23 protein-coding genes are annotated in these 18084 nt (G+C 67.7%); 6 read left to right on the forward strand and 17 right to left on the reverse strand.

From position 1 onward, the window contains the following. Positions 1 to 27: 27 nt before the first annotated feature. Positions 28 to 558, forward strand: a complete 531-nt coding sequence (locus BCR15_RS02035) for a hypothetical protein (protein ID WP_068749932.1) — start codon at positions 28 to 30, stop codon at positions 556 to 558. Further along, positions 555 to 1124, forward strand: coding sequence for a type 1 glutamine amidotransferase domain-containing protein (locus tag BCR15_RS02040; protein ID WP_068749934.1), 570 nt, complete (start codon positions 555 to 557; stop codon positions 1122 to 1124). Before BCR15_RS02035 ends, BCR15_RS02040 begins: the two co-directional genes overlap by 4 nt. Before the next feature lie 13 nt (positions 1125 to 1137). Here the strand turns inward: BCR15_RS02040 and BCR15_RS02045 are convergent, their stop codons facing one another. Continuing rightward, a complete protein-coding gene (locus tag BCR15_RS02045; protein WP_068749936.1) occupies positions 1138 to 1359 on the reverse strand; it encodes a hypothetical protein in 222 nt (73 codons plus the stop codon). A gap of 195 nt (positions 1360 to 1554) precedes the next feature. Between BCR15_RS02045 and arfB the strand changes: the two genes are divergently transcribed. Then, positions 1555 to 1998, forward strand: a complete 444-nt coding sequence (gene arfB / locus BCR15_RS02050; RefSeq protein WP_068749938.1) for an alternative ribosome rescue aminoacyl-tRNA hydrolase ArfB — start codon at positions 1555 to 1557, stop codon at positions 1996 to 1998. A 55-nt stretch (positions 1999 to 2053) separates the two neighbouring features. Here arfB and BCR15_RS02055 read toward each other — a convergent pair whose 3' ends face one another. The 15 genes from BCR15_RS02055 to BCR15_RS02120 all read right to left on the reverse strand — a co-directional run bounded on the left by BCR15_RS02055 (position 2054) and on the right by BCR15_RS02120 (position 15641). Beyond that, positions 2054 to 2383, reverse strand: a complete 330-nt coding sequence (locus BCR15_RS02055; protein WP_068749940.1) for a NifB/NifX family molybdenum-iron cluster-binding protein — start codon at positions 2381 to 2383, stop codon at positions 2054 to 2056. A 4-nt stretch (positions 2384 to 2387) separates the two neighbouring features. After that, positions 2388 to 2591: a hypothetical protein gene (locus tag BCR15_RS02060; protein WP_068749942.1), complete on the reverse strand. Its 204-nt coding sequence runs from the start codon at positions 2589 to 2591 to the stop codon at positions 2388 to 2390. A 25-nt stretch (positions 2592 to 2616) separates the two neighbouring features. Beyond that, positions 2617 to 3438 carry an ABC transporter permease subunit gene (locus BCR15_RS02065; RefSeq protein WP_068749944.1) on the reverse strand — a complete coding sequence of 274 codons (822 nt, stop codon included), beginning with the start codon at positions 3436 to 3438 and terminating at the stop codon, positions 2617 to 2619. Continuing rightward, complete coding sequence (locus tag BCR15_RS02070; RefSeq protein ID WP_176715168.1) at positions 3435 to 4319, reverse strand: ABC transporter ATP-binding protein; 885 nt, start codon at positions 4317 to 4319, stop codon at positions 3435 to 3437. The genes BCR15_RS02065 and BCR15_RS02070 overlap by 4 nt, the downstream gene beginning before the upstream one ends. Positions 4320 to 4568: 249 nt before the next feature. After that, complete coding sequence (locus BCR15_RS02075) at positions 4569 to 5780, reverse strand: hypothetical protein (protein ID WP_068749947.1); 1212 nt, start codon at positions 5778 to 5780, stop codon at positions 4569 to 4571. Positions 5781 to 5891: 111 nt separating this feature from the next. After that, complete coding sequence (locus BCR15_RS14560; protein ID WP_078919990.1) at positions 5892 to 6113, reverse strand: hypothetical protein; 222 nt, start codon at positions 6111 to 6113, stop codon at positions 5892 to 5894. Positions 6114 to 6148: 35 nt separating this feature from the next. Beyond that, the gene (locus BCR15_RS02080; RefSeq protein WP_141679993.1) at positions 6149 to 6439 is read right to left on the reverse strand and encodes a hypothetical protein; all 291 of its coding nucleotides are present in this window, start codon (positions 6437 to 6439) and stop codon (positions 6149 to 6151) included. A 149-nt stretch (positions 6440 to 6588) separates the two neighbouring features. Further along, entirely contained in the window at positions 6589 to 6990 is a 402-nt protein-coding gene (locus BCR15_RS02085; RefSeq protein ID WP_068749952.1) for a hypothetical protein, read from the reverse strand. Further along, positions 6987 to 7361, reverse strand: coding sequence for a DUF2200 domain-containing protein (locus BCR15_RS02090; RefSeq protein WP_068749954.1), 375 nt, complete (start codon positions 7359 to 7361; stop codon positions 6987 to 6989). Before BCR15_RS02090 ends, BCR15_RS02085 begins: the two co-directional genes overlap by 4 nt. Before the next feature lie 483 nt (positions 7362 to 7844). Then, positions 7845 to 8837, reverse strand: coding sequence for an aldo/keto reductase (locus BCR15_RS02095; protein WP_068749956.1), 993 nt, complete (start codon positions 8835 to 8837; stop codon positions 7845 to 7847). Positions 8838 to 8851: 14 nt separating this feature from the next. Then, positions 8852 to 9715, reverse strand: a complete 864-nt coding sequence (locus BCR15_RS02100; protein ID WP_068749958.1) for a carbohydrate ABC transporter permease — start codon at positions 9713 to 9715, stop codon at positions 8852 to 8854. Further along, entirely contained in the window at positions 9715 to 10707 is a 993-nt protein-coding gene (locus tag BCR15_RS02105) for a carbohydrate ABC transporter permease (protein WP_068749960.1), read from the reverse strand. Before BCR15_RS02105 ends, BCR15_RS02100 begins: the two co-directional genes overlap by 1 nt. A 36-nt stretch (positions 10708 to 10743) precedes the next feature. Continuing rightward, on the reverse strand, positions 10744 to 12078 hold the full coding sequence (locus BCR15_RS02110) for an ABC transporter substrate-binding protein (protein ID WP_068749962.1): 1335 nt from the start codon (positions 12076 to 12078) through the stop codon (positions 10744 to 10746). A 155-nt stretch (positions 12079 to 12233) separates the two neighbouring features. Beyond that, the gene (locus BCR15_RS02115) at positions 12234 to 13289 is read right to left on the reverse strand and encodes a LacI family DNA-binding transcriptional regulator (protein WP_256094427.1); all 1056 of its coding nucleotides are present in this window, start codon (positions 13287 to 13289) and stop codon (positions 12234 to 12236) included. Between the two features lie 159 nt (positions 13290 to 13448). Beyond that, a complete protein-coding gene (locus tag BCR15_RS02120; protein ID WP_068749966.1) occupies positions 13449 to 15641 on the reverse strand; it encodes an alpha/beta hydrolase-fold protein in 2193 nt (730 codons plus the stop codon). Between the two features lie 315 nt (positions 15642 to 15956). On the opposite strand from BCR15_RS02120, the gene BCR15_RS02125 reads away from it, so the two are divergent. The 3 genes from BCR15_RS02125 (at position 15957) to BCR15_RS02135 (ending at position 17099) form a co-directional block, all read left to right on the forward strand. Next, positions 15957 to 16382, forward strand: coding sequence for an NUDIX hydrolase (locus BCR15_RS02125; protein WP_068749968.1), 426 nt, complete (start codon positions 15957 to 15959; stop codon positions 16380 to 16382). Between the two features lie 211 nt (positions 16383 to 16593). Beyond that, positions 16594 to 16836, forward strand: a complete 243-nt coding sequence (locus BCR15_RS02130; protein WP_068749970.1) for a type II toxin-antitoxin system Phd/YefM family antitoxin — start codon at positions 16594 to 16596, stop codon at positions 16834 to 16836. Further along, entirely contained in the window at positions 16833 to 17099 is a 267-nt protein-coding gene (locus BCR15_RS02135; RefSeq protein WP_068749972.1) for a Txe/YoeB family addiction module toxin, read from the forward strand. Before BCR15_RS02130 ends, BCR15_RS02135 begins: the two co-directional genes overlap by 4 nt. A gap of 171 nt (positions 17100 to 17270) precedes the next feature. Here the strand turns inward: BCR15_RS02135 and BCR15_RS02140 are convergent, their stop codons facing one another. Beyond that, positions 17271 to 17681 (reverse strand): hypothetical protein, encoded by a 411-nt coding sequence (locus tag BCR15_RS02140; RefSeq protein WP_068749974.1) that lies wholly within the window; start codon positions 17679 to 17681, stop codon positions 17271 to 17273. Between the last annotated feature and the right edge of the window lie 403 nt (positions 17682 to 18084).

Below are 18084 nucleotides of genomic sequence, written 5' to 3' on the forward strand. Positions count from 1 at the left end.
GCGTCGCGGGGTGGAACCATCGGAGTCGTGAACCCGCCGCGCACCGACCCGTCCTGGAGGACCCTCTATCTGATCGGCGCCGCGTCGGCTGCGGCGTTCGTCGTCATGGTCCTGGTCCCCGTGGTCCTGCTATTCGCGGCCCCAGTCCCCCCGACGGAGGGCCGGGCGCTGCTGGAGTACATCGCGGAGCACCCCGTCGTGTATCTGACGCAGTTGGTGTCGTTCGTGGGGCTCGCGGTCCCGGCCCTGCTCGTGTTCACGGGCGCCGCCGAGGCGCTGATCGCCGCCACGAACGCGGTGTCGTGGGCGGGAATCCTCACCGCGGCCGCGATCCTGATCCTCTCGGCTGTCATGCACCGGGCCGGATCGGGTAAGGCGGTGGCCATCCTCGGCATGGTGACGGGATTGCTCGGCATCGTCAGTGAGACGTTCCGGCCCTACATGGGCATGTCGTACATGATCTACGGTCTGATGCTGCCCGCCTGGTTCGGACTTGTGGGGTGGCGTTTGTGGCGCATCACCCGCGTCGCGCCGGAAGGGACAGAATGGGAGTCATGACGGAGTTCAACGGACACAAGATCGCATTCCTCTGCAAGCGCGGCGTCGAGCAGCCGGAGTTGACCGAGCCATGGCAGGCCGTCCTCGACGCGGGCGGACAGCCGGTGCTGGTGAGTGAGGAGCCCGGCACCATCACGGCGCTCAAGGGTGACTGGGACCGCGGCGACGACTTCACCGTCGACGTCACCCTCGACGAGGCCGACCCGGACGACTACCTCGGCCTGGTCCTGCCCGGTGGAACGCTCAACTCGGACAAGATCCGCACCAACGAGGACGCGCAGGCCTTCGTCAAGGCGTTCATGGACGCCGACAAGCCGGTCGCCCCGATCTGCCACGGCGCCTGGATCCTCATCGAGATCGACGCCGTCCGCGGCCGGACCCTGACGTCCACCACCCGCATCCGCACCGACCTGCGCAACGCAGGCGCCACCTGGGTCGATCAGGAGTTCGTCAGCGACGGAAACCTGCACTCGAGCCGCAGCCCGCGCGACATTGAGGCGTTCAACGACGGCATCATCCGCGCGTTCGCTGAAGCCGCGGCTGACTTCCACCCCGCCGAGTCCTGAGGGATACCCCCGCTCAGCCCTGGTCTTCCTCCTGGTCGAACTCCACGTCGCGGCGCTGGTCCAACAGGTCGGCCTCGTCCGCCTCCATCGGCGTCGGGCTCTCGTGCAGAACTGCGGCCACCTCCTCAGGCTCGTTCTGGAGCGCCTCCTCCGACAGTTCATCGGGGCGCGGCGCGGGCCAGTCATCCGGATCCGGTGGTAGTCCCTCCACAGGGTCGGGAAGGATCGTGACCATGTCGACCTCCTCACAGAGTTCTCCCTCGAGACTACCCCCGAGGCCGCTTCACCGCCCCGCGACGCTCGATCGACAGGCCGCGGCTGCACTCGCCGCTCATTGGTAGAACTGGGAGTGAACACCAGCCGAGTTCTACCAACTAGGCGGTGGAGTCCGTGAGATCCCTGCCGGGGGAATCTCACCTAGTCTGGTCGGGTGAGCGACCTGCGGATACCGCCCGGGCCTGGACTGCCCGCTGGCCTAGTCGTGCCCGCAAGCGAACTGATCGAGCGATACTCGCACTCGTCCGGGCCTGGAGGCCAGGGCGTCAACACCGCCGACTCGCGTGTGCAGTTGTCGTTCGACATCGCAGCCTCGTCCGTGCTGGACGAGACGCAACGTGATCGACTGCTGCACCGGCTGCGCACGCGGCTCGCGGGTCCGGTCGTCACGGTGGTGTCCACCGCGACCCGATCACAGCGTCAGAACCGGATCGACGCCCGGGATCGACTGGCTGCCATCCTCCGCGAGGGGCTTGCGCCGCCGTCGCCACCGCGGCGGCGCACCCGGCCGACGAAGGGCTCGGTTGAGCGCCGGCTGGCCGCCAAACGGCGACGCGGCGAGGCCAAGCGCGATCGCTCCCGGCCTGAGGCGATGTAGGCGTTGACCGCTACGACCGCGCAGGGCTGAGCCCCGGCGTGACCCGGTGTTTCCCTCAGCGCGCAGTGGCCGCCAGGATCGATTCCCGAGCGTCGCCGGGCGAGGCCGCCAGGATCGGGATTCCCATGGTGTGCAACATGCGGGCCATGCCCTCCCCCATGTGGTCGACCACGACGGCCTCGACGCCCTGCTCCTTGAGGAACCGCACGACCCGGGCGTGGTGCGAACCATGCGTGCCCGCGTCGTGGGACTCGTCCCACCGCACCTCGTGGACAGTCCAGTCCGCGACGTCGCCGTCACGCACGTCGGCCACGCCGACCCAGTGCGCCCGTCCCCACGCGTGGGCGGATTGACCTTCCTCGGTGACGGGTGTGGCCACGATCATGAGCTCAGTCCTTCCTGATGGCGCCGTTCGAGCGGATCGCCCTACTGAGGGCACCAAGGCCACCCAGGATAGCGGCCACCGCCCCGATGGTGATCACGATGGGCAGCGGTTCGGCGAGCTCGGCGCCACCCTGGGTGCGATAGGCGAGGAGTGCCAGCCCTAGGCCGAGGAGGACGAGACCGAGAACAACAGCGGTGGTGCGGTGCATGACAGACCTTTCGGAGAGTGGAGACTTACGCATTGTGGCCCTCGCGGCGGAATCGGGCGTGCGCCGCCGCCGCGACGATGACGATCCAGGCCGCGAGCATCCCCAGACCCATCACGAACACGGGCAGCGCCCCCGGTTGGCTGGAGGTCACGCTCAGCGCCTGCATGACAGCAACGCCCGGTGTGGCGGCGAGGGCGAAGCTGAGGAGCGGCGTGAGCGCCGGCGGTGCCGCGAGCTGGGCGGCACCGATAGCGAGCGGCAGCACGAGCAGCGCACCCATCGCGACCGCCATAGCAGCGGCCCCACGACGCGCGAGCGTGCCGGTGAGGAACCCGAGCAGAGCGGTGAGGGGCACGACCAGCGCCGCGGCCACCATCGACATCGCCGCCAAGCGGACGTCGATCCCGGTCCCGCCCGAGATTGCGAAGCCGCCGCCCAACACGAGACCCGCCGCCAGCAGGCCTGCCACGGCGCCGGTCATCATGAGTGCGACGGCGCGGGCGGTCAGGAGTCGTAGGCGGTTCGGAACGACCAGCAACGAGCTGAGAACCGTTCCGTCAGTTGTCTCCGCCGCGGCCGAGGACAGCGCCGCCAGGCCAGCAAGGACTGCGACGACGCCAGCGGCCGTCTCCACAGCGACCGGAGCTGATCCTGCGGCGCCCTCGGCGCCCCGTGGGTCGAAGGCCGCGACGAAGGCCAGGGCACCCAGGCCAGCGAGCACCCCGAGTCCGACGATGACAGCCATCCTGGCGCGGAACCTCCGAGAGCCGAGGTGGCGGCGCACTTCGCTCCCCACGACGGTGGACCACCGCTGCGCGGCCACCTGATCGATGACGTGCGGACTCATGCGGCCTCCTCCTGCTTGCGGTCGGACGTGGTGGAGGACAGGAACAGATCCTCCAAGGAGTGGATGCGCGGGGCAAGGTGCGACAGGGACAGTCCGGCGCCGAACACAATCTGGCCAACCCGCTCGGCGCGTGCGCCTGCCACGAGTGCTCCATCGCCTTCCGGCCGCGTACTGAGCCCCTGCGCGCAGAGCAGCTCCACCACAGCTCCGAGGTCCGGCGACGCGATGTAGACCTCAGAGTCCGCCGTGTGGCTGGCCAGTTCGGCCAATGTTCCCGCGCGGACGACCTTGCCCTCGTGCAGCATGACGATCCGATCGGCCACCAGCTCAAGCTCCGTCATCAGGTGGGAGGACAGCAGAACCGCCTTCCCGCAGGCGGCCTGCTCTCTCAGCAGCCGGCGGAGCCAGATCACTCCGTTGGGGTCGAGCCCGTTCACCGGCTCGTCGAGCATGATGTTGGCCGGGTCACCGATCAACGCGGCAGCGATCCCCAGACGCTGTCGCATGCCGAGGGAGTAGGTGCGGATCTCTCTTCGGTGGGCGCCCCACAGACCGACTGTTTCCAACATCGGCCGGACCCGCGTCGTCGGGAACCCCTGGGTCTCACAGACGAACCGGAGATGATCCTCTCCGGAGCGACGTGCGGGGAGCCATTCGCCACTCAAGTAGACGCCGAGAGTGCGGGCGGGGACCAGCGCGTCGGAGAAGGGCCGGCCGTTGACGGCGGCGGCGCCCGAGTCCGCGGGGATCAGGCATGCCACGATCTTCATGAGTGTGGTCTTCCCGGCGCCATTGGGACCGACGAAGCCGGTCACGTGGCCGTCCTCCGCTGTCAACGATACGTCGGCGAGGACCTGCTTGCCCCCGAGCTGCTTGGACACTGATCTGGTTTCTATCATCGAAGGGTCTCTCTCGTGTGGGAGGGATACGACGTGATGGCCTGGTGAGACCGAACGATCGCAGCAGCGTCCCTGGCTGACACCGGTATGGCGAATCCGCGGAGCCGCGACGGTGACAGTCCTGATGACGAGTCGTCCGCGGGAGAACACTAGGAAGCCGGACACTCCAGGAACAGGGCCTGGATCAGACCGTGCCCGATGGGTGACACGAGAATCTACTTTCGGCGACCCCTAGGCGAAGCCGAAGACCGGCGGCACGACCACCACGACGATGGCCGCCCACGCGGCGTAGATCGGCAGGTAGGCCATCTGCCAGCGCTCGAGCGAGGCATGCGTGCGCCGTCGACGAAGGAAGCCGAGCAACATCCAGGCGAGCCACGCGAGGTTGATGAACAGGACAATGTTGAGGCCCAAGGCCACCAGCTTGTTCGGGCTCGGCCCCCACAACGCGATGCGGCTCACCATGGCGCTCAGCCCGACAGCGTCGACGACGAGGGCGCTGACGACGAGCACCAACTGCAGCCTGTCGAAGGCCCCAGGCGGGGCCCCCGGGCCTCTGGCTGACATGGAGAACAGGGCCAGAGCGAGGACGACGACGAGCAGGAGATCGAAGATGATGAGGACCTCGCGGTCGATGTCCACGGTGCGAGTCCAGGCCATGGCCCCGAGGAAAGCCAGGAGGAGGAGAGCGAACAGGGGCGTGAACAGCTTGGTGAGTACCGGGGCGATGTTCTCGATGACCGACCTCTTCGCCTCCACCAACAGCGCGGCCACGATCACGGCACCCGCGGCGCCGAAGGGCAACACCCATTCCACGACGACGTCCTCGACCTCGAGACGGATGGCGGAGAAGACGGCGACCGACAGCCCCACGAGCACCCCGCCGCCCAGGGCGATGAGCGCGAAGTAGATCGCCCACTCCCCCGTGAACCTGACGGCATCCATCCGCGCGTCGCTCTGCCGCCAGCGGGTACCGGCGTGCGCCAGCCCGACGACGAACCACAGCAGGACCGGAAGGTGCACCACGAGGAGGATCTCGGTCGCGGAGGTCTCGGTCGCACCGGGGAACGGGTAGATGTTGGCGACCACGGCCGCGACGGCGAAGAAGGCGCCCACCGTAGCAATGGCGACACCCACCACCATTGCGCGCCGCGTGGTTCTGATCGAGTCGTCCCCCGCCACGAGGAGGCGGCTGACCAAGGAGTTCTGCTGGCCTCGGGCCCAGTCGCGTGTCAGCGCGTCCTCTGACGCGAGGCGCGTCGCGGCGATCAGGAACGCCTCGTCCGCCGAAAGACCCGCCAAGGCGAGATCCTCGGCATGGGAGCGGAGCCGCTCCTCCAGGGCGTTGACATCAGGTGCCGCGGCGCCCCGTCGGGTCAGCCATGCGCGCCACTCAGCGATCCGCCCGTCGAGGTCAGCTCCTGTCGCACCGTCCAGCGGCATTGGATCAGCCCTCGCGAGCGGGTTCGGGCGACGTCATGGCACCAGTGTGCTCCCACGGGATGCACCGGCGACAGGATGACCAGCGCGACGGCGCCCGTCGCCGAGATCTGGTTACAGCGGCGTGGCGCAGGCCACCGGCGACATCGGGCCCTCCAGACCGGTGGTCGATACCGCCGCGACCGCGTAGCAGCGCTCCGCGGAGGGATCGCCACCGGATGGCCACGGCCAATAGTCAGGAGCGTCGACGACTCCCAGCCCGGATGGCGCCGCCGGCGGACGGCAGCACCACGGCAGCCGGGCGAAGCCCCGGATGCGCGTCATCACGTCGGACATGATTGGCCCCTCTCAGTCGATCGACACCCCGCCAGCTACGCCGTCCAGCCCAGCAGAGCCCCGCCGAGCGATACTCCCCCGACCAGCAGCACGAGCGCCGCAACAGGCACCGCCGGGGCCCAGTGGGGGTGCCGACTAAGGAGCCAGATGGCGACGCCGAGGAGCGCCACCCAGGCGAGAAGGAACCCCACGAGCCATGGGGCGGGCGTCACCAGTCCTGCCACCAGGTAGAGGTAGCCGACCACGACGTGGGCCGCGATCCCCAGGTATCCGAGCACGCGGTGCCAGCGGGGCGAGGCTGGCTGAGCGGGGGGCGCTTGGCTCATCTTGCCAAACTACTCCCGGTCAGCGGCGTCCGAGGCCAGACGCGGCAGGCAGTGGGGGGACCGCACCTCAGGAGCAGTCCCCTGCACCTCCGAGAGCCGGTGACCCATCACGAGGAGGCACGTGGGCAGGGACAGCGGCCTCGCGCAGGCTACGTCGCGAACAGCTTCTCGACCCCGGCGACAGGTACGAGACCGACCGCAGCTGCCGCCAGATCCGCATCTGTCGTGATGAGGGCGTCGGCCTGGAGCTTGACCAGCGCGATGCACTCGGCGTCACGCGTCGTGGGCCAGCCCTGCGCCCGGGCGATGTCCCAGGCCGTGCGACGGCTCACGCGGTCGTTCAGAAGCCGAAGCTTCATCTCGGTGAGTCGGTCGTGGAGAGCGAGCGCTTCGCGCTCCGTCAGTTCTCCGTCTTCGACCCTCTGGAGCAGTAGGTCCATGACCTGCGAACGGATCGAGGCAGGAGCGACCAGCTGATGGGTTGGCGCCACCGTTCCGCCGCCCTCCAGGAGCTGCAGCAGCGTTCTCGCGTCGATGACGAACCGGGTCATGCTCCGACTGTAGGTGCTGTGGCGCGCAGCACCTTCGCCATAGCCTTGCCGCGGGCGAGCTCGTCGACGAGCTTGTCGAGGTAGCGGATGTCGCGCATGAGCGGATCCTCGATCTCCTCGACCCGCATGCCACAGATGACGCCCGTGATGAGCGAGGCGTTCGGGTTGAGGGTCGCGGCCGCGAAGAAGTCACGGAAGGAGGTCTCCTCGGCGAGGTGCCGTCGGAGTTCCTCACCCTCGATCCCGGTGAGCCACGCGATGACCTCGTCCAACTCGGCCTGGGTGCGACCCTTGCGCGCCAGCTTCTCGACGTACAGGGGGTAGACCGACGCCAGCGGCATCGCGTAGACGCGTTCGTTTCGGGAGGCCATTCCCGGAGTCTATGCAGCGTGTCGCGGCGCGGGAATGAGATGCGGGCGCTCTGACGTCACTCTCGTCCCACCGAATCTGCCATGACCATTCCTTCGTCGACACAGGCGAGGCGGCGATGCCACCGCGATAGTCACCAGTGCTGCAATCGGAGGGCGGCGCACCGACCAAGATCCCCTCAGTCAGCGAGGGGGATCTCCCACGGCCGGCGCCCGTACCCGAGTCCGTCTGGCGATAGGCGGGGAGTCGGTCCTCCGTAGTCCGCGCCAGACCTACCACTCGGCATCGTCGTTCGTCGGACGCGCCGCCACTCGCTGGCTCGGGGCCGCCCCGTTGCCGTTGCATGCATCACCGGCGTCCGCGGTGGCGTGGCGCCGGTGGCGCCCTCCTGTCTGCCTCGAGAGCACCTTGTCGAGGGAATGCGTGGGGATTCGGCGACGGCCCCGGCGAGCCGCGTGGAACGCACGGATCAGCCGGAGCGTCGGCTACTCGAACCGGCTGGTCTTGCCAGGCTCGATGTACCAGTCGCGCTCCCATCGGTGACGCTCCAGGATTCCCAGCTCGTCCGCGGGCAGCGGGCCGCGGTCGCTGGTCGCCGCGTTGCGCTCCACGTTGCGCACCGTCCGCATCCCCGCAATCACCGTCGAGACCGCTGGGTGAGCCAACACGAACCGCAAAGCCCGGTCTGGAAGCTCATCGGCGTCGATGCCGAGCTCCGTCGTGAGCGCTGTCACGTGCTGTTCCAGCTCGACGGTCCGTCCCCCGCCGAAGTAGTGAGAGCGGAAGTCCTCAGGGTCGAACCGGGTGTCGGCGGTGATGCGGCCCGTCAGCCCGCCCTCGTCGAGCGCGACGCGCACGATCACCCCGACGCCGTGCTCCTGGGCGGCCGGAAGCAGTTCCTCCTGGGGCTGCTGGTGGAAGACGTTGTAGATGACCTGGACCGTGTCGACGGTGCCGGTGCGCACCAGCGCGACTCCCTGCTCGGGTTCGTAGTCGTTGATGGAGACGCCGAAGAAGCGGATCTTGCCTTCGTCCTTGAGCGATTCGATGGTCTCCAGCCAGTCGCCCTGGCCGACCCACTCGTCGCTCCACACATGGAACTGCAGCACATCGAAGGCCTCGAGTCCGCTCGCGCGAAGGCTCTCCTCAAGACTGGCGCGGATGTGCGCGCCAGGGAACGTCCGCTCCACGGGGACGCCGCGGCGGGCCGGCCACTCGCCGTTCTTCGGCGGCACCTTCGTCGCCACGACGAGCCCCTCGCCCGCGTGGCGGCGCAGAACCTTCCCGACCAACTCCTCACTTCGCCCGTAGCCGCGAGCGGTGTCGATGAAGGTTCCGCCGAGTTCGATGAACCGCTCCAACGCTCGGAGCGACTCGTCGTCCTGAGCGCCAACCCAGGCTCCTCCGCCGATGCCCCAGGCGCCGAAACCGATGTCGGACACGCTCAGGCCGGTCTTTCCAAGCTGTCGATACTGCATGGTCGCCACCCTACTCAGCCCTTGACCGCGCCGGTGAGCCCGCCGACGATGCGCTTCTCCATGGTGGAGAAGAACACCAGAGCCGGGATCATCGACAGCGACACGAAGGCAAGCACCCGCGCGGTGTCGACGGACCACTGTGATGCGAACGCCTGCACACCCAGAGGGAGGGTGTAGAGCGCCTCCTCGTTGAGGATGAACAGGGGCAGCATGTAGGAGTTCCAGCTGGCGACGAACGACAGGACGCCGACGGTCACCACCCCCGAGGCCGACAGCGGCAGCACCATGCGGACGAAGAACCCGAGCCGGCCGGCCCCGTCGACGAACGCCGCCTCCTCCAGTTCCTTCGGGATCGCCCGGAGGAAGGGCACGAGGATGATGACCGTCATCGGAAGGGCGAACGCGATCTGCGGCAGGATGATGCCGGCGTGCGAGTTCATGAGGCCGAGGTCGCGCACCATGATGTAGAGGGGCGTGATGGCGACGGTCATCGGGAACATCAGGCCGGCCGAGAAGTAGGCGAACATGGCCTCGCGCCCGAAGAACGGGTAGCGCGCGATCGCGTAGCTCGCCATGAGTCCGAGCACCACGACGCCCACGGTCGTCCCGACGGCGCACACCAGGGAGTTCCAGAGCTCACGCCAGAACAGGTTGCCGAGAATGATGTCGATGTAGTTGCTGACCACCCATGGGTCGGGCAGCGCGACCGGGTCCATGATGATCTGGGAGTTCGTGCGGAAGCCGCCCAGGATGATGTAGATCGCCGGCGCGATGCAGAGCCCGATGAGCAGGAATGCGACCAGGTACACCCAAGGGCTGCCCCACCCACCGCTGGCGTGCGAGACGCGGTTCTTCGTGGTCGTTGCGGATGCGGTCATCAGCCGTTCCCTCCGGTCAGCGCGCCCTCGGTGTCGCGGCGCAGGACGAAGCGCTGGTAGCTGAGCGCGACCACGAGCGAGATGAGGAAGAGCACGACGGCGACGGCGTTGCCGTAGCCGAAGTTCCCAGCCATGCGCCCCTCCGCCACCATGTATGTCGCCATCGTGGAGGTGCCCGCGGTGTGCGCGACGTACTGGCCCCAGATGATGAAGACGAGGTCGAACAGTTGCAGCGCGCCGATGATCGAGAGGAAGGACCAGATCCGGATCGTCGGGCCGAGCAGTGGCAGCGTGATGTGCCATTGGATCTGCCAGTACGAGGCCCGGTCGATGGCGGCGGCCTCGTGCAGTTCGTCCGGGATGCCTTGGAGGCCCGAGAGCATGATGATGGTCGCGAACCCGAAGTACTTCCACGTGATGATGATCATGAGGGTCCAGATGGCGAGGTCCGGGTCGGAGAGCCAGTCGGCCTTGAACCCACTCAGACCGATCTTCTCCAGCAGGCCGTTGACGGCACCGTTGGTCTGGAGCATGAGTCCCCACCCGATGCCGGCGATGACCTCGGAGATCACGTAGGGCACGAAGATGAGCACCCGGATGATGGAGCGACCGCGCATCTTGCGGTTCAGCAGCAGCGCGACGCCGATCGCGACGGGGGCCTGGAGGACCAGCGACATCACGACGATGATGAGGTTGTGCCACAGCGCCGCGTGGAACGTCGGGTCGCCCAGGATCACCTGGTAGTTCCTCAGCCCGACGAAGTCCACCGGCGGCCCGTAGCCCTTCCAGCGGAAGAAGCCGTAGTAGGCAGCCATGAGGACCGGGAGGATGACGAACGTGGAGAAGACCACGAGCGCCGGCAGCGACAGGAGCGCCACCTCCGCGGTCATCCGCCAGCGGCGTCCCAGGATGTCGCCTCGCCTGCGGCTCGGGGCCGGCGCCGTTTCGGCACCGGCCCCGAGCCGTGTGGCGACCTGAGTCTGGTCACTCATGGTGACCCCAAGTCGGTGTGGAGATCACGGGGAGGATCAGCCCTTCGCCGCAGCGTCGGACATCGCCTTGACGACGCCCTCGGCGTCGGTGTTGCCGGCGAGCAGTTCGACGACGGCGATGTTGAGGGCATTGCCGACGTTCTGGCCGAGCAGCGTGTCGAGGAAGTCGGACACGTAGGTGGCCTCGGCGATCGCGTCGAGCTGCTGGATGTTGTACTCCTCCGTCACTGCGGACTTGGCGCCCTTGTGCAGCGGGATGGTCTTGAACGCCTTGTAGAAGCCGATCTGGTTCTCAGCGGAGTTCATGAGGCCGAGGAGGTCAGCGCACAGGTCCTTGGGGGCGTTCGCGGAGCAGGAGAACCCGCCGCCGCCACCGCCGCCGCCCATGAGCGCGCCGGGTTCACCCTGGCCCCCCTCAACGGTCGGGAAGGGGAACCAGCCGAGGTCGGCCAGCGGCTGGCCGTCGGGCGTCAGCGACGCGACGACGCCTGCCTCCCAGGAGCCCATGAGCTCCATGGCGGCCTTGTGGTTGGCGAGGAGACCGGCGGAGCTGGTCGCGCCCTGCTGTGCGGAGGTGGAGAGGAAGCCCTCGTTGAAGGGTTCCTTGGCCGCGAGGTCGGCGACATCCTGGCCCGCCTTGACCCAGCACGGGTCGGAGAAGTCGTAGTCCTGGACCGCTGCCATGGCCTCGGGGCTGCATTCGCGCAGTGCGAAGAGGTAGAACCAGTGCCCGGCCGGCCACGCGTCCTTGCCGCCGAGCGCGATGGGGGCGATGCCCGCCGCCTTCAGCTTGTCGATGGCGTCGTAGAGGTCGTCGACGGTCTTGGGGGTGTCGGTGATGCCGGCCTGCTCAAACAGGTCCTTGCTGTACCAGATGCCGTCAGGCTGGAATAGCTGCGGCGCGGCCCAGAGCTTGCCGTCGACGGTGTTGGCCTCGAAGTAGGCCTCACCGAGCGCCTCGCGCAGCTCGGGGGTGTCGGCTGCGGTGCCCATGAGGTCGAGCAGCTGGCCGGCTGCCGCCATGTCCCGCATCTTGCCGCCGCCGCGCTGCATGAAGACGTCGGGCGCCTCGTTGGCGTTGAGCGCGGTCTGGAGCTTGCCGTCGAAGTCCTCGTTCTGGACGTGCTGGATCTCGACCGTGACGCCCTCGTGCGTCTCCTCGAACTGCTTGATTACGTTCTCGGACCACGCCTTACCCTCGTCGGTCGTGGCGTTGTCCCACATCGTCATCGTGATGGGGCCGGACGGCGCGGACGCGCCGTCGGTGGTGGAGCTGGCGCTCGGCGCCTGGCCGCCCGAGCATCCGGCGATCAGTGCGATGCACGCGCTGGCGGCGATGGCTGTCGCCGCGCCGCGGAACTTCCTCGTCATTGTGGTGTCCTTCGCTACGTAGTTTCCGGTGAATCTGCTCCGATTCCCGGCGACCCCGAGCCGCGCCCGCAGTCATCTACATCGGTATAGTACACCGGTGTAGCTCAGAGTCGGCCGACCACCACAACATTTCGATAACGACGTCGAGGGCCTTGTCAGCGGGCGGTGGACTGGCGTTGGACCAGCTCGAAATCGACAACCACGCGGCGCGGGGCCGGCTGGTCCTCGCGCGGGACGCCGTCAATGTTGTATCGGATGCGCTCCGCCAGGAGCGCCACCGCGTGGGTGGCGATCTGCTCACGACCGGGATCGATGGTGCTGATCTGCGGGCGCGAGTACGTCGACTCCTCGATGTTGTCGAACCCGATGAGGAGGACGTCCTCCGGGACCCGGTACCCCCGGTCCAGCAGAACGGCCAGGGCGCCCAGGGCCAGCGTGTCCGTGAACGCCACGACGGCGTCGGGCTCGACGCCGCTGTCGAGAATGCGGGCCATCGTCTCGGCGCCCGTGCGGTGGAAGTAGTCCGGAGTGCTGATGAGGGCCCGCGGGTCGACATCCAGGCCCCGGGCCGCGAGGGCCTCCCGGAAGCCCTGCAATCGCAGGGTGCCGCTGCTGGGCGAGGGGTCGTCCTTGACGCCCAGCGGCACGACGGTCCGGGCGCCGAGGTCCAGCACGTGATCGGTGGCGGCTCGCGCTCCGTCGACGTTGCTCATCGTGACGTGGTCGACTCCGGCGTCGAAGACTCGCTCTCCGAGGAGCACGAGCGGGAGGTCGACGTCGAACAGCGCGACATCCTCCTGCCGGAGGGCCAGGGGCGAGTAGAGCACGCCGTCGAATCGCGAGCGGTAGCTGCCGTCGAGCACCCGGAGCTCGCGGTCCCGCTCGTTGTTGGTCTGCTCCATGAACACGGTCAGGCCGAGCTTGGACGCCTCGTGCATGACGGCGTCTGCGAGTTCGGCGAAGTAGGCGCCGCGCAGGGCGGGCAGCACCAGGGCGATGGCGCCGGTCCGGCCGCGGCTCAGGTTCCGAGCCGAGACGTTCATGTGGTAGCCGAGCTCCGCGATCGCGGCGTTGACCCGTTCCTTCGTCTCCGGCCGGATGTACTGGTAGCCGTTGAGCACGTTGGAGACCGTTTTCAAGGACACGCCTGCCCGGTGCGCGACGTCGCGCATCGTGACGGATCCGTTGTTCCTGCGGGCCAAGGCTCTCACACCCCATCCATTTCGCTGGTCAGGCTACAAGACAGCCCCAACCGGTACCGACTGCGGCTCGGCTTGCGGTGTCGCCTGCCGAAGCGCGCCGTGTGGGGGCAGACCAGCCCGCCCCCACACGTCATTGACCGCTGACCCGGGTCTCCCGGACTCGGTGATCTAGTGCTGGAAGATCCGCGGCAGGAAGTCGGACAGACCCGCCCACCACACGTCGAAGCCGTGCGGACCCGGGATCACCTGCTTGACCGTGGGGATCCCCGCGGCCGTCAGGTTGGCCTCCATGCCGTTGATGGCTCGGACGGCGCCGGAGTCGACGTCGCCGGCGAAGAGGGAGACCAGTGTGGTGGACTCGACCGCGGCCTGCCCGCCCGGCGTCGAGGGGTCGACGCTGGCCCAGGCGAACGGCGGCGAGAAGATCCCGAAGTGGGAGAACTCACCGGGATGGTCGACCAGCGTGCTGTGGGTGAGGAACCCGCCCCACGAGAGGCCGGCCAGCGCCATCCGCGACGGGTCGTCGGAGACGTTGTACTGCGAACCGACGAAGGGCATGACGTACCCGTCCAGCTCGTCCCAGATGTCGAACGGGACCCCCTGGTAGCCGGGCATGACGACGACCATCGGCCCGATGTCGCCGCGTGCGTAGAGGTTGTCCAGGATCTGCGCGGCCCGGCCGACCTCCGTCCACGAGGCGTAGTTCTGGCCCATGCCGTGGTAGAGGTACAGCACCGGGTACGGCTCGACGCGGCTCGGGTCGTAATCGACCGGCGTCCAGACCTTGAGCTTCGACGGACCGAAGGTCCCTGTGTACTCCAGCGTCGCGACGTCGCCCGCCCGCTCCGCGGGCACGTCGGCCAACAGGGGCGTCCGGACCCCACCGGGCACGTACAGCTGGCTCTCGATGCTCGCGACGTTCGTCGTGTCGGCCGGGTCGTGGTGGCCGACGCCGTCGACCTCGTAGCGCCAGTAGTAGTAGCCGTCGATCGGGCCGATCGTCGCGCGCCACCTGTCCCCCACCTTCGTCATCGGGATGCGGAACCACTGGCCGTTCGGGGCCCAGTCGCCCCAGATGACAACGTCCTTCGCGTTGGCCCACTGGGTTCCGGTCTCGAAGGTGACCATGCCGTTGGCGTCGATGTGCGGGGTGCCGATGGTTCCCGTCGCCGGGGCGACGTAGGGCTCGGTCAGCGCGCGGTGGCCGACGCTCGGGCCCTTGTCCTTGACGCTGGGCTGGAAGGCCCGCGCCGCGAAGTCGCGAAGGTTCTCGCGCCAGGTGTCCCAGACGCCGCCCGTCTCGGGGTGCACGCCGTCGAACTCGAACCGCAGTCCGGCCTGCTCGAAGGCCTGCATGGCCTCGTAGGTCGGGTTGTAGCTGCGGTCGAGGGTGTTGCCCACGTAGAAGCGGAGGAGGTCGATCTTCGAGTTGAGCTTGCGGGCCTGCGCGGCCGTGACGCTCGAGCCGTCGGGCAGGTGGCCCGACAGCGAGGCGACGGACCCGAAAACCCCGGGCTCGGTGAGCGTCAAATCGAGCGCCTGCGCGGCGCCGCGGCCGATGCCGGCAATGCCGACCTGCTTCACCTTGCTGGAGACGTAGTAGTCGCTCTTGACGGCGGGGATGATGCCGTCGAGGAGCTCCGTGCGGTAGTCCGCGTCGCCCGGATCCGCCATGACGACCACCATCGGAGCGAGTTCGCCGGCGACGGCGAGGTTGTCCAGGACCTGGGCTGCCCGACCGAGCTCCAGCCACTCACGGGAGGACTGACCCTCGTCCGCGAGCAGGTAGAGGACCGGGTAGGGCTCGTCGCGGTCGGTGGTGTAACCCGGGGGTGTCCAGACCATGGCGGACTGGTCGGTGCCGTAGGCCAGTTCGGCGACAGTCCCGCCGCCAGAAGCGACGTCGTCCATCCATGCGACCTCCGGACCCGGGACGAACAACGTGTTCCAGAACGGGTGGGACGTGACGTCGACCGGCCTGTCGGGGTTGCGGAAGAGCTGCTTCGAGCGGTCGGCCATGGTGGCGACGTACTGGTAGTAGTACAGCCCGGGCTTCATCGGGCCGATGTTGGCCCGGCAGTCGGTGCCGCTCCCGTCGAGGCCGACGGCGGCCCAGGTGCCGGAGGGACCGATGTTGCCCTCCAACTCGGCGCCTGCGCCCGTGGAGTTGCCACACGCTCCGGACGGCACGCTGGTCTTGGGGACGGTGAAGTAGTGGTAGATCCCGCTCTGGGACTCCCACGGGTCGGGCTCTGCGTTCGCGGGTGACGCGGCGATGCCCGAGGAGACCACGGCGGCCGCAAGTGCCGCACCGACCACCCGTCGGATACGTGATCTACGCCTGAGCGATGCGATCCTCATCGATCAGTCCTCTCGGTAAGAGTTCCGCCCACACAGGCGTGGGGACGGTGCTGCTCCTTGCTGGAGGTGAGGGCGCGTCGGCGCAGACGGCACACACCTTCGGGACCGGCCGCCGAAGCCCGCCGGCGAGCCTCGGCCAAACTTCGTACACCGGTGTAGACCATGCATACACCGGTGCAGGGGGCGCCCACAAGAGGTCTTGTGGAGTCTTCTTGGTCTGCGACGGACGGCCCGCCGATGGTCTTCAATCGCAGTCCCGCCCGAGCGGGCCTCGCGCAAGGCGCGGTCTCTGCTTCCGGTGGCAGGATTCGTCCCGTGACCACAGAGAGGCAGCGCTTCATCGCACATGGGCTCGTCGAGCGCGACGGCACCTATCTCGTTCTACGCCGCCGTGACGGTCGCTATCTCGGGGGACGGTGGGACATCCCAGGGGGCACCGTAGAGGAGGGAGAGACCCCGGGCGAGGCGGCAGTTCGCGAGTGCCTGGAGGAGACTGGACTTCGGGCCACCATGGGTCCGCAGGTCTCGCACTTCCGAAACCGCGACACCGGGGGCCGCGACGTCACCTTCCACACGGTGACATTTCGGCTGCACCTCGTCGATGAAGACACCGACGTGCGGCTGAGCGCTGAGGAGCATGCCGACTACCGGTGGATCCAGCTCACCAACCCCGACGGGCTGCCTCTGGTGTGGCACGTCGACAGGACTTTCGGTGTCCTGGACTCCACACAGCAATGCTGAGCCTCAATCTCAAGGAGTCCCAGACGGCTCTCCAGATTGACGACTGCTGCGCCGTGGCCCGCCCCACACTCTTCACTGCACTGTCATGCCGATGTGCGAGCCTGCAATCTGTCTGATTCACACCGTGCTGATTGAATGATTCAGGTCCTGCTTCTTGCCCTCCTTGGTTGAGCGTACGTCATGACGTACGCTTAGGGCGGAGGTGGTTTCCATGACTGCTGTAAGCGCAACGTCTGCCCGGGCGAATCTGTACCGGTTGATCGACCAGGTCAACGAGGAGTCCGAGCCGCTGACCATCACCGGCCAGCGTGGCAACGCCGTGCTTATCGGCGAGGAGGACTGGCTCGCCATCCAGGAGACGCTGTTGCTTGAGTCGGTACCGGGGTTGGCCGATTCCATCCGGCGCGCCCGCGCGGAGGGCGTCGACGCGGGCTCGACCGAGCTTGACTGGTGAGTCCCTGGACTCTGGTGTACTCACGCCAAGCCCAGAAGGACGCCAAGAAGCTGGCCTCCTCAGGGCTGAAGACGAAGGCGCAGCACCTGCTGGAGGTTCTGGCCCAGGACCCGTTCACCACGCCACCCAAGTACGCGAAGTTGGTCGGCGACCTCGTGGGCTGCTACTCAAGACGCATCAATATCCAGCACCGACTTGTCTATGAGGTGCTCCCTGAGCGCCATGTCGTCCACATGCTGAGGATGTGGACGCACTACGAGTAGAACTTCACCGACGCCCGCTTCTGCCGCAGGCTTCGCGGTCGAACGTGCCGAGAACCAGGCCTGGGCGACTCGGATCACGCACGAGCGTTCGCCGCACTGTCAGGCGTGGCTGACGGGCCCGGCGCTAGAGGCACACCGTGACGCCGGGGGCAGCAGGCAGAAGCCAGCCACTCAACACATCAGCGGGAGAATGTGGTCCTTGATAAGCGTTCTCGATGCAGGTGTGTCGGAAACCCTGGTCAAGGTTTGGCGGTACGACGACGGAAGCGTGACGGGTGCTGATCGAAAGTCGCGCACCCAATCCACACCGACCCGGTGTCCGTCGGTTGCAGGCTCTGTCACGACTCCGATGGCTTTGACGAGCATCGTGGCGAAGTCGTTGTTCATCTGCTTCGCGACGAGCACGTCGCCGGGCTCCATGAGGTCGAGGTTCGGGGCCTGCTTTCGGTAGCTCGGGTCCGATTCCATGTCGTGCCAGCCCAAGACCCACTCACCCGCTTCGATCCAGTCGTCGAGCATCTCCCGCGCTCCGTGGCCATGCCAACCCCCGTGGACCGTCCCCACCATGAAGTAGGTGGTCATGCGGCATCACCTCGACGTTCTCGCAGGTCTCTGTGGAGAGTAGATGTTACCGGCCGCAAACGGGGGTTGCGGGCAGGTTGGGAAACGTCCGGAACTGCCGCCGACCGAGCGTACGTTTCTCGCGTTTGCATGTCCAGCTGCGCTCCGCCTTGAGAAGTCTGATTCGGTCGGGTTCGCGCGATCGTGATCCTGGGCTTGAGTCGGCGGGTCTTCGACGTCGAACTCGTGGGCCTGCGATTGATGCTGCGTCTACGCCGTGGCGATAAGTGTCGCAACCCCGAGCGCGATGACCGCGACCACCAACACGACGATGATCAGCCAACGCAGGCGCTGGGTTCGCGTGGCCCGCGTCTCTACAGCGGTGGAGCCGGGGGTGGGTGGCCTGTCGTGCTCGGAGAGTTCA

This window comes from Tessaracoccus lapidicaptus, assembly GCF_001693815.1.
Lineage (GTDB): Bacteria > Actinomycetota > Actinomycetes > Propionibacteriales > Propionibacteriaceae > Arachnia > Arachnia lapidicapta.

Excerpts from the sequence above, each read along its gene's own strand:
- BCR15_RS02065 (WP_068749944.1), bottom strand. The coding sequence starts at position 3,438 with ATGAGTCCGCACGTCATCGATCAGGTGGCCGCGCAGCGGTGGTCCACC.
- BCR15_RS02105 (WP_068749960.1), bottom strand. The coding sequence starts at position 10,707 with ATGAGTGACCAGACTCAGGTCGCCACACGGCTCGGGGCCGGTGCCGAA.
- BCR15_RS02100 (WP_068749958.1), bottom strand. The coding sequence starts at position 9,715 with ATGACCGCATCCGCAACGACCACGAAGAACCGCGTCTCGCACGCCAGC.
- BCR15_RS02140 (WP_068749974.1), bottom strand. The coding sequence starts at position 17,681 with ATGACCACCTACTTCATGGTGGGGACGGTCCACGGGGGTTGGCATGGC.
- BCR15_RS02055 (WP_068749940.1), bottom strand. The coding sequence starts at position 2,383 with ATGATCGTGGCCACACCCGTCACCGAGGAAGGTCAATCCGCCCACGCG.
- BCR15_RS02090 (WP_068749954.1), bottom strand. The coding sequence starts at position 7,361 with ATGGCCTCCCGAAACGAACGCGTCTACGCGATGCCGCTGGCGTCGGTC.
- BCR15_RS02045 (WP_068749936.1), bottom strand. The coding sequence starts at position 1,359 with ATGGTCACGATCCTTCCCGACCCTGTGGAGGGACTACCACCGGATCCG.
- BCR15_RS02085 (WP_068749952.1), bottom strand. The coding sequence starts at position 6,990 with ATGACCCGGTTCGTCATCGACGCGAGAACGCTGCTGCAGCTCCTGGAG.
- BCR15_RS02130 (WP_068749970.1), top strand. The coding sequence starts at position 16,594 with ATGACTGCTGTAAGCGCAACGTCTGCCCGGGCGAATCTGTACCGGTTG.
- BCR15_RS14560 (WP_078919990.1), bottom strand. The coding sequence starts at position 6,113 with ATGTCCGACGTGATGACGCGCATCCGGGGCTTCGCCCGGCTGCCGTGG.
- BCR15_RS02075 (WP_068749947.1), bottom strand. The coding sequence starts at position 5,780 with ATGCCGCTGGACGGTGCGACAGGAGCTGACCTCGACGGGCGGATCGCT.
- BCR15_RS02095 (WP_068749956.1), bottom strand. The coding sequence starts at position 8,837 with ATGCAGTATCGACAGCTTGGAAAGACCGGCCTGAGCGTGTCCGACATC.
- BCR15_RS02040 (WP_068749934.1), top strand. The coding sequence starts at position 555 with ATGACGGAGTTCAACGGACACAAGATCGCATTCCTCTGCAAGCGCGGC.
- BCR15_RS02120 (WP_068749966.1), bottom strand. The coding sequence starts at position 15,641 with ATGAGGATCGCATCGCTCAGGCGTAGATCACGTATCCGACGGGTGGTC.
- BCR15_RS02110 (WP_068749962.1), bottom strand. The coding sequence starts at position 12,078 with ATGACGAGGAAGTTCCGCGGCGCGGCGACAGCCATCGCCGCCAGCGCG.
- BCR15_RS02060 (WP_068749942.1), bottom strand. The coding sequence starts at position 2,591 with ATGCACCGCACCACCGCTGTTGTTCTCGGTCTCGTCCTCCTCGGCCTA.
- BCR15_RS02080 (WP_141679993.1), bottom strand. The coding sequence starts at position 6,439 with ATGAGCCAAGCGCCCCCCGCTCAGCCAGCCTCGCCCCGCTGGCACCGC.